This is a genomic window from bacterium, assembly GCA_024228115.1.
Lineage (GTDB): Bacteria > Myxococcota_A > UBA9160 > UBA9160 > UBA6930.
In genome coordinates this window covers 1-7,724 of record JAAETT010000229.1, presented here as the reverse complement: position 1 = coordinate 7,724, position 7,724 = coordinate 1, and the positions used below count along the sequence as shown (strand labels likewise).

The window sequence follows — 7,724 nt, the reverse complement described above, 5'->3', positions numbered from 1 at the left end:
TGATCCTCGGGAAGCCAATCCCGAAGCGAGGGCGGCAGGAGAAGCGACTGGTCCGGCTCGTAGCGTCGAAAGTCTCGCGGCATGGCTCACTCTAGCGAGACTCACCCCTCAATGGCCCTCTGCCGCGCAGACTCCTAGGGGGAGAATTTGTCACTTCCGATTGTCGAGGGTGCAATCCCGGTTGGACGAAGCCAGGACATACGCCAGTGAGGAAATTTCCGATGCTCCCGAATGCGGCCTGGGGCAGGTGAGCACACCGTCGTGGATTCATCGCCATGACTCGGGTCGCCTGGCCCATCGGTACCCTGTGCCTGCTCCTCCTCGGTGCCTGTCAGCAGGATTCGATGAGCATGGTCAGCGAGGCCAAGGCGCTGCTGGCCGGGAGCCATCCCGAGCGGACGCTCGTATTGCTCCGCGAAGAATCCGGACAATGCGGAGATCCGTTTCGGCTTCGCGATGGCTCTCATCCGCCTCGGCCGCGCCAACGAAGCTCTCCTGCCGCTCCGCGAATCTGCCCAGAGTGGGGAGTTCGGCGCACAGGCCGGCATCGTGCTCGCGAGCGCTTCCAGACGAAGCGCGACCCTGAAACCGTGAGGCGATTCGTCAGCTCGCGATGGATGCGAAGATCTCACGGGTATCCGCCCCGAGAACTCGGGACGAGCCTTTCGGCTTCCGTGCTCGGGGCTTCTGGATATCCAGGCCCGATTTCTCCGACGCGTCCGGCGGCAACGCGCAGACCGCTGACATGACGGCCCCGAGAGAGATATCGAGACGGCGGGATTGGCCCTGCCTGCGTGCGGCCAGAACCGAGGCCGCGGCGTGGACCGCGGTGAGTGGGTCGGCAGGGGCGTCCGCAACGAAGAGCGGTGCTCCGGGTACCGACCAGGCGAGTCCCGAAGCCGCGGCGACATCATCGCCGAAGCCGATTCGTTCTCGCTCCGTCTCGCGCAGCCCGTATGCAGTGATGCTCAGCCAGACCCGGCCAGGCTTCTCGTGAACCCATGCTGCGGCATCGATTCCCAACTGCTCCAACGCGCGCGGGCGGGACGCCTCGATCACGATGTCCGCGGCTCCGATCAACTTGTGCAGGGCTGCGCGGCCGGCAGCATCGTCGAAGTCGAGCGCGACGCTCGGCTTGCCCGCGTTGAGCAGGTCGAAGAACGCTGCAGGGCCAGCGCGTGCACCATCCGGGCGACCCTCCGACTCGACCTTGCAGACCCTGGCACCGCAACGCCGGAGCAGATCGGCGCATAGCGGGCCGGCCCACAACGAGGAGAGGTCGACCACGAGTGGCCTGTCTTCGGCGGGCGAGCCACTCGGGCCGCGCTCGGCAACGCGAAGCCATGGCTCATCGGGGGGCGGATCGTCGGGCCGGACCGCAGCGACAGCCAGGCCTAACAAACGCGCACGCTCGACGAGCTCGCCGAGAGGCCGAGCAGCGACAGCGGTGGAAATCGCCTCCCAGACGTCGGACTCACGAGGGGGAGGGATGTCGAGCCATGCAGACAGGGAACGGAGGTCCTCGCCGCGCGGAAGATTGGCGACCAGCCAGCCATCGGCCCCCGGGACCAGCTGCGCGCTTCCTCCGGGCGAGATCCGCCCTCGTCGCCGCAGCCCGGCCAATGCCGCGTGTTCCCCCAGGAGGGTTGCGCCGTCCACATCCTCCAGATCCGCATCCGGCGCGAGAGCGCGAAGCACGGCGACAGCCCCATCCATGCAACTCGGTAGCGGCACACTCGGCAGAACCGGCGCCTCCCCGGGCTGGCCGGTGAGCCAGAGCGCTCCGGACCGGGCCCACGCGCTGGCCGCGGATTCCCCGGGCGTCGTGAGCTGGAGCGACGCCTCGGGAAGGAGCTCGCGTGCCAACCGCTGTGCCCACGCGAGGGCCGGATCGTTCAACGGGGAGAGCCCGGTTCCGTCACTTCGTCTACCAGCCCCCAGGCCGAGGCGGATTCCGCGGAGAGTCGCTCGCCGGAGAGCGCCAGCCAGGCCGTCCGTTGTCGGCCGATCCGACGCGGCAGGCTCACCGTACCCCCGGCACCTGGCACGAGCCCCATGCTGATCTCAGGCAGCAGGAAGAAGGCATCAGGACGGGCCGTGACCCGCGTACAGAACGCCGGCAGCTCGACCCCCGCGCCGACGCATGCACCGTGGACATAGGCATGTACCCGCCCGGCAATCTCGGCCAGGAGTCGACCGGGATTTCGAGTGGAGCGAACCGCGTGAGCCGTCGCAGGATCGGGCAAGCTGCCGAACTCGTCGAGATCGCCGCCGCTAGAGAAGGATGGCCCGGCCCCGCGCAGCTCGACCGAGCGGATCGTTGGATCCTGGTGGACGAGGGCCAACCCTTCGCAAAGCCCATCGCGCATGGCCGCCGAGAACGCGTTGCGTCGCTCGGGACGGTTCAACACGAGTTCGAGGCGATCGCCGTCGCGCGCGATCCGAACGGCGGGTTCGCGAGAGCTTTCCGCCGGCTTGGGCTCGCGGCCTTCCAGCCAGGCAGCGAACTCCGGGCCGGCCTGAAGCATCCCGTAGACCCAGGATTCCGCGGTCAAGCCATCGTGGATGCTGCGCCCTTCGGAATGCCGCAGCAGTTGGACCAGCGCCAGCGCAGCCAGTGGAGTGCGGGAAACGACCGAGCGCAAGAGCGCGATCGAGGCCGGATCCCGGACGACGACGTCGGCTGCCGCAGCGAGCGGACGCAGGCCGGCATCCACCTCGTCCTCGACCCACGCCACAGACACTGCAGGTAGCTGGATGAGGCGCTCGGCCGCCGGCCCCATTGTCAGCCCGCCAGCTTCTCCGCGCAGATCCAGTGCCAGAACGCCGTCACCCGTCAAGGCAGACCAGCGCTCGGAGGCCGTCGGATCGCCGAGTTGCTCGACCAGATCCTGAGGAGAGAGAGCATCCGCCATGGCCTGATGTTATCGCTCGCGGCCGCCCGCATCCCACCTCCCTCGTCGGCGCACTACGGTACCGTGGTTCGCCAGGAGGACCGTCCATGGCCTATGACTTCGAACGACTGCGTGTCAGAACTGAAGACGGCGTGGCCTGGGCCACGATCGACAACCCGCCGGTCAACCTGATGAGCCTGCAGCTGTTCGGCGAGCTGGCCCGATTTGGCACTGAGGTGGCGGACGACGACGCGGTACGAGCGGTCGTGTTGCGCAGTGATGATCCGGATTTCTTCATCGCGCACTTCGACGTGGAGGCCATTCTCGAATTTCCAACGGATGCCCCCGCCAAGCGCGTCCCGGAAGCCATGGCCAACCCGTTCCACGCCATGTGCGAGACCTTCCGCACCATGCCGAAAGCAACCCTTGCCGAAGTCGGAGGTCGGGTGGGTGGCGGCGGCAGCGAGTTGGCGTCGTCCTTCGACATGCGGTTCGGCGCGCTGGGTCGAACCGTCGTCAACCAACCCGAAGTGGCCATCGGCATCCTTCCCGGAGGCTCGGGCACGCAGCGGCTTCCGCGCCTGCTCGGCCGAGGCCGGGCCCTGGAAATGATCCTCGGCTGCGACGATCTCGACGCGGAGACCGCGGAGCGTTGGGGCTACTTGAATCGGGCGCTTCCGCCGAGCGATCTACGCCCGTTCGTCGACAGGCTGGCCCGGCGCATCGCCTCGTTTCCCGCCGAGGCGATCGCAGCGGCCAAGCGATCGGTCGTTCAGGCAGAGGGAGACGTCGGACCCGGCCTGATCGAGGAGGGATTCCTCTTCGACGGATTGCTTCGAACCCGACCGGCTCGAGAACGGATGCGCACGTTCATGGATCGTGGCGGCCAGACCCGCGAGACAGAATTGCGGCTCGCTCAGGTGTGCACAGAAATGGGAGGCCCGGCGTGAGCCAGCTCGAATTCGATGAGAATGTCGCCAGGGCGCTCGAACGGATGTACATGACGCCGGACGTCGTCGGACAGCGCAGTGATTTCCTGCGGGCCGTGGCCTTGCGGGAAGGCGAGCGTGCCCTGGATGTGGGTGTGGGACCGGGCCTACTCGTTCACGACATGGCGAAGATCGTCGGCGAGAAGGGACGCGTCGCCGGTGTAGATGCTTCCGATGCGATGGTCGGCATCAGCGAGAATCGCTGCGCCGACATGCCTTGGACCGATTATCACAAAGCAGATGCCACCTCCCTGCCCTTCGACGACGCGAGCTTCGATGTCGTCACATCCTCCCAGGTGTACGAGTACGTGGCGGATATGGAGACCGCCCTGGCCGAGGTGCATCGCGTTCTGCGGCCGGGGGGCCGCGTCTTCATCCTGGATACGGATTGGGATAGCGTCGTCTGGCAGACACGCGACCGTGCCCGCATGCGCCGCGTGATGGACGCGTGGGATGGGCATCTACATGATCCGCATCTTCCCGCCCGTTTGGGTGCGCTCCTCGAAGCTGCAGGCCTGCAGGTGACCCATCGCGAGGCGATTCCGATCGTGAACCCGTCCCTGCATTCGCATTGCTACAGCTTCGGCATCCTTGCAGCGATTCAGGGATTCGTCGCCGGAAGCGGCGAGGTCAATTCCGATGAGGCCCAGGCCTGGGCAGACGAACTCCGCGCTCTCGGCGAGAGCGGCGAATATTTCTTCAGCATCAACCGGTACGTTTTCGGCGCCTTGCGCGCTGGCTAGCGAAGCGAGCAATCCATGGGACGAGCGAATGGGGGAACGGCTCGCGTCATCGCGATGGCCCTCGCACTCGGCACCGCCTGTGCCGGCGGAGGAGGCGGGGCGCCTTCGCGTGCCGAAGAAACGCCGAAGCCCGATTTGTTTCCCGGGATGTCAGCGGGGCTCGAGCGACAGCTCGCGGAACGCCGCCGTGCGGCGCTCGCCCGCGGTGCAGAGATGAAAGCCCTCGGGATCGATCCCTTCGAAGGCGAAGCGACACAGAGTCGGCTCACCGAACTCGGCATTCCATCCCTCGGCGGATGCACGACCGAAAAAGGGCGATTGCATCGGGAACCAGCGTTGAGGGCCCATCGCCAGCTGCGGCCCAAGGACTTCCGCTCCCGAGAGCCCAGGAGCGCGGACCCGAACCAGACCTACGAAGTGCTCGCACGACGCGCGGTGATTGCTTCCGTTTTCGTCAGCTGCACTCTCGAAACAGAAACCCAGCGCTCGCCGAGCGGTGGGTTCGAAGTGCGGGCCCAAGGCGCGCGCTTCAACGCGTTCTTCGATGCGGAAATGTCCTGGCTCAACCCTCGCCAGCGGTCCGATGCTCCCACCCTCCTCCATGCGCAACTGCACTTCGACCTTGCCGATCTGGTGGCGCGGGAAGCCAACCGGAACCCATGGATCTCGGAGATCGTCGGACGAGGCACCAGCCGAGACGCCGCCGAAGGCGATTTTGCGCTGCACTGGGCTGGGCGGCTCGGCAGGCTCCAGACCGAGCTTCGCCGCTTCGAAACCCAGCTCGACCGGGAGACGGCCCAGGGCTGGGACCCCGGCGCCCAGGTCAGATGGGTTCGGCTCGTTCGAGAGGGGCTGCCTGCCGTCCGCGCTGCGCTGCCCCGCGGGTGAGGTAGGGTGAAGCAGGCATCGATTGAACCGGGCTGGCCTCGCCTGTGACCCACGGGGTGAAATGAACGAGCGTGAAACCGGGAGTGCTTCCGAGCAGGAAGCCCAATGGATCCGCCAGATCGCCGACGGCGACCGGCGGGCGTTCGAGAAGCTCTACGAGGTCTACGGCCCGCGAATCTTCCGCTTTGCGATTCGCATGGTGAAAGAAGAGGGCAAGGCCGAGGAGGTCGTCGACGACGTGATGTTCGAGGTGTGGAAGAGTGCTGGCCGCTTCGAGGCGCGCAGCAAGCCGTCCACGTGGATCCTGGGAATCGCACGTTTCCGCGCGTTGAACGCCATCCGCGGCAAGAAGATCGATACCCGCGACATCGACGACGACGCTCCGATCGCCGACCCGGCCGAAGACGCCGGCGAGCAACTCGATCGGCTCGCCCTCGCCGAGCAGATCAAGGGCGCCCTGAACGATCTCTCTCCCGAACATCGAGAGGTCGTCGAGCTCACCTTCTTCCAGGGCTGCTCGTACAAGGAAATCGCGGACATCGCTGGATGTCCGGAGGGGACCGTGAAGACCCGCATGTATCACGCCAAGCGAAAACTGCAGCCCATCCTTTCCGCTGCCGTCGCCGGAGGATCCCCATGAGCCCGATGAATGAAAACGAAGCCCGAGAACTACTGCCCTGGTATGCCGCCGATTCCCTCGAACCCGAGGAGCGCGCAGCCGTCGAAGCGGCCCTGGCCGCAAGCGATGACCTGCGCGCCGAGCTGGCGGAGCTCCAGGTGATGCAGACATCCGTCGGCGATACGGCCGGCGAAGCCCAGTGGAACCCCGCCCTCATCACGCGAACCCTTTCGCGCATCGATGCCCACGAGGCAGAGAAAGCAAGAGCCAGCGGCTTCGGGCGCGTCGGCGAGTGGCTCCGAGAGAATCTCTTCACAGGTTGGGGCGGAGTGCCGACCCTCGCGAAAGCGGCGGTGGCCGCGCAGTTCGCCCTGCTCCTGGCAGTGGGCGGGATCTGGTTGGCCCAGCCCGATGATTCTGCCATCAGTGACCTCGGCATCTACGGAACCGTCGCCATCGACCCGGATGCGGCCCAGATCAAGCTGGGTTTCCAACCCGGGATCGATGAGACGACCCTGCGCGAAACCATCCGCGGCCTCGACGGCCGCATCGTCGACGGCCCCTCGGCCCTGGGCCTGTATACGGTCGAACTCCATAGCCTGAAGAAGGAGCAGGAGGAGGAGATCGGTGAGCTGCTCGCGGACCTGCTGACGCGCGAGGACGTGATCCGGGGCGCGACGAAGGGCTACTGACGAGCGAGGGATGAACCTCTCCTGGGCTGCCCGTGACTCACGGACAACCCCGGTCGCCCCCGGCGACCCATCCCAAGGAGAAGTTCGATGTCGAGAAATCATCCCTTGCGCGGCCTCGCTGCGACGTTGGTCCTCAGCGGCGCCCTCGTGGCCCCCGCGACAGCCAGCGGGCCAATGCACGGCTACACGCCGATCAGCGTTTCACCGGGTGGCTACGCCCAACAGGCAACCCAAGCAACCCAGGCAAGGCAGGCGCCCCAGGCCGTTCAGGTCCGGCCGAGCATCACCGGGCGAGACCGCGTCTCGCTCGATCGCAACCGGGTCGGTGCGCAGGTGGGAGATTCCCTCCTGCGTCTGGCCCCGACCACGAACAACGGCCGCTTCAGCCAGTTCGAGAACTATCAAGGTTCGATCTCTGCCGTTACCCGCGTCGATGGCGACAACTACGGAACCATCGTCACGAACCAGAACGGGAACATTCTCGGACTGATCGGGAACAACGGCATCGTCGATTCGTCCGCCGGCATCGGTGTGGAGACGAAGGGCGACAGCAAGACCGCAAAAAGCGGCGGGGAGAAGTAGCCATGCGCCGCTCCCTCCGAGCACTCGTGCTGCTCCTGGCCGTCGCTGCACCCGCAGCCGGCGAAGCCCCCGCACCCCAGACGCGCGAACAGGCCCTGGCCCAGAACGTCTCGAAGGTGCGTCAGGTTCTCGAACAGGAGGCTGTCACTGAAGACCAGGAACTGCGACGACGGGCCGGTTGTTGGCGATCACGAGAAACCGTAGAAATCTGATCATCTAGCCGTGGTCGCGCGCGAGTGCTGGTTTCTCGTCAGAACGGCGAATCGGTGTCGGTCGGATCGGTGTCGAGTTCGCGATCGAGAGCCGCGAGGTAGTGT

The 7,724-nt window shown here is 66.3% G+C and carries 10 protein-coding genes; 8 read left to right on the top strand and 2 right to left on the bottom strand.

Annotation, left to right across the window (positions count from 1 at the left end; translation table 11 throughout):
* Positions 1–456: 456 nt before the first annotated feature.
* A complete protein-coding gene (locus tag GY937_10505) occupies positions 457–594 on the top strand; it encodes a hypothetical protein (GenBank protein ID MCP5057141.1) in 138 nt (45 codons plus the stop codon).
* 9 nt (positions 595–603) lie between these two features.
* Here GY937_10505 and GY937_10500 read toward each other — a convergent pair whose 3' ends face one another.
* Both GY937_10500 and GY937_10495 read right to left on the bottom strand, forming a co-directional pair.
* On the bottom strand, positions 604–1,899 hold the full coding sequence (locus GY937_10500; GenBank protein ID MCP5057140.1) for a CoA transferase: 1,296 nt from the start codon (positions 1,897–1,899) through the stop codon (positions 604–606).
* Entirely contained in the window at positions 1,896–2,915 is a 1,020-nt protein-coding gene (locus GY937_10495; protein MCP5057139.1) for an enoyl-CoA hydratase/isomerase family protein, read from the bottom strand. Before GY937_10495 ends, GY937_10500 begins: the two co-directional genes overlap by 4 nt.
* Before the next feature lie 86 nt (positions 2,916–3,001).
* On the opposite strand from GY937_10495, the gene GY937_10490 reads away from it, so the two are divergent.
* The 7 genes from GY937_10490 (at position 3,002) to GY937_10460 (ending at position 7,619) form a co-directional block, all read left to right on the top strand.
* On the top strand, positions 3,002–3,844 hold the full coding sequence (locus tag GY937_10490) for an enoyl-CoA hydratase/isomerase family protein (GenBank protein ID MCP5057138.1): 843 nt from the start codon (positions 3,002–3,004) through the stop codon (positions 3,842–3,844).
* A complete protein-coding gene (locus GY937_10485) occupies positions 3,841–4,626 on the top strand; it encodes a methyltransferase domain-containing protein (protein MCP5057137.1) in 786 nt (261 codons plus the stop codon). The genes GY937_10490 and GY937_10485 overlap by 4 nt, the downstream gene beginning before the upstream one ends.
* Positions 4,627–4,641: 15 nt before the next feature.
* A complete protein-coding gene (locus GY937_10480) occupies positions 4,642–5,514 on the top strand; it encodes a hypothetical protein (GenBank protein ID MCP5057136.1) in 873 nt (290 codons plus the stop codon).
* A gap of 61 nt (positions 5,515–5,575) precedes the next feature.
* Positions 5,576–6,154, top strand: coding sequence for a sigma-70 family RNA polymerase sigma factor (locus tag GY937_10475; GenBank protein MCP5057135.1), 579 nt, complete (start codon positions 5,576–5,578; stop codon positions 6,152–6,154).
* 5 nt (positions 6,155–6,159) lie between these two features.
* Entirely contained in the window at positions 6,160–6,825 is a 666-nt protein-coding gene (locus tag GY937_10470) for a hypothetical protein (GenBank protein MCP5057134.1), read from the top strand.
* An 87-nt stretch (positions 6,826–6,912) separates the two neighbouring features.
* Positions 6,913–7,407 (top strand): hypothetical protein, encoded by a 495-nt coding sequence (locus GY937_10465; GenBank protein ID MCP5057133.1) that lies wholly within the window; start codon positions 6,913–6,915, stop codon positions 7,405–7,407.
* Between the two features lie 2 nt (positions 7,408–7,409).
* The gene (locus tag GY937_10460; GenBank protein MCP5057132.1) at positions 7,410–7,619 is read left to right on the top strand and encodes a hypothetical protein; all 210 of its coding nucleotides are present in this window, start codon (positions 7,410–7,412) and stop codon (positions 7,617–7,619) included.
* The last annotated feature ends 105 nt before the right edge of the window (positions 7,620–7,724 follow it).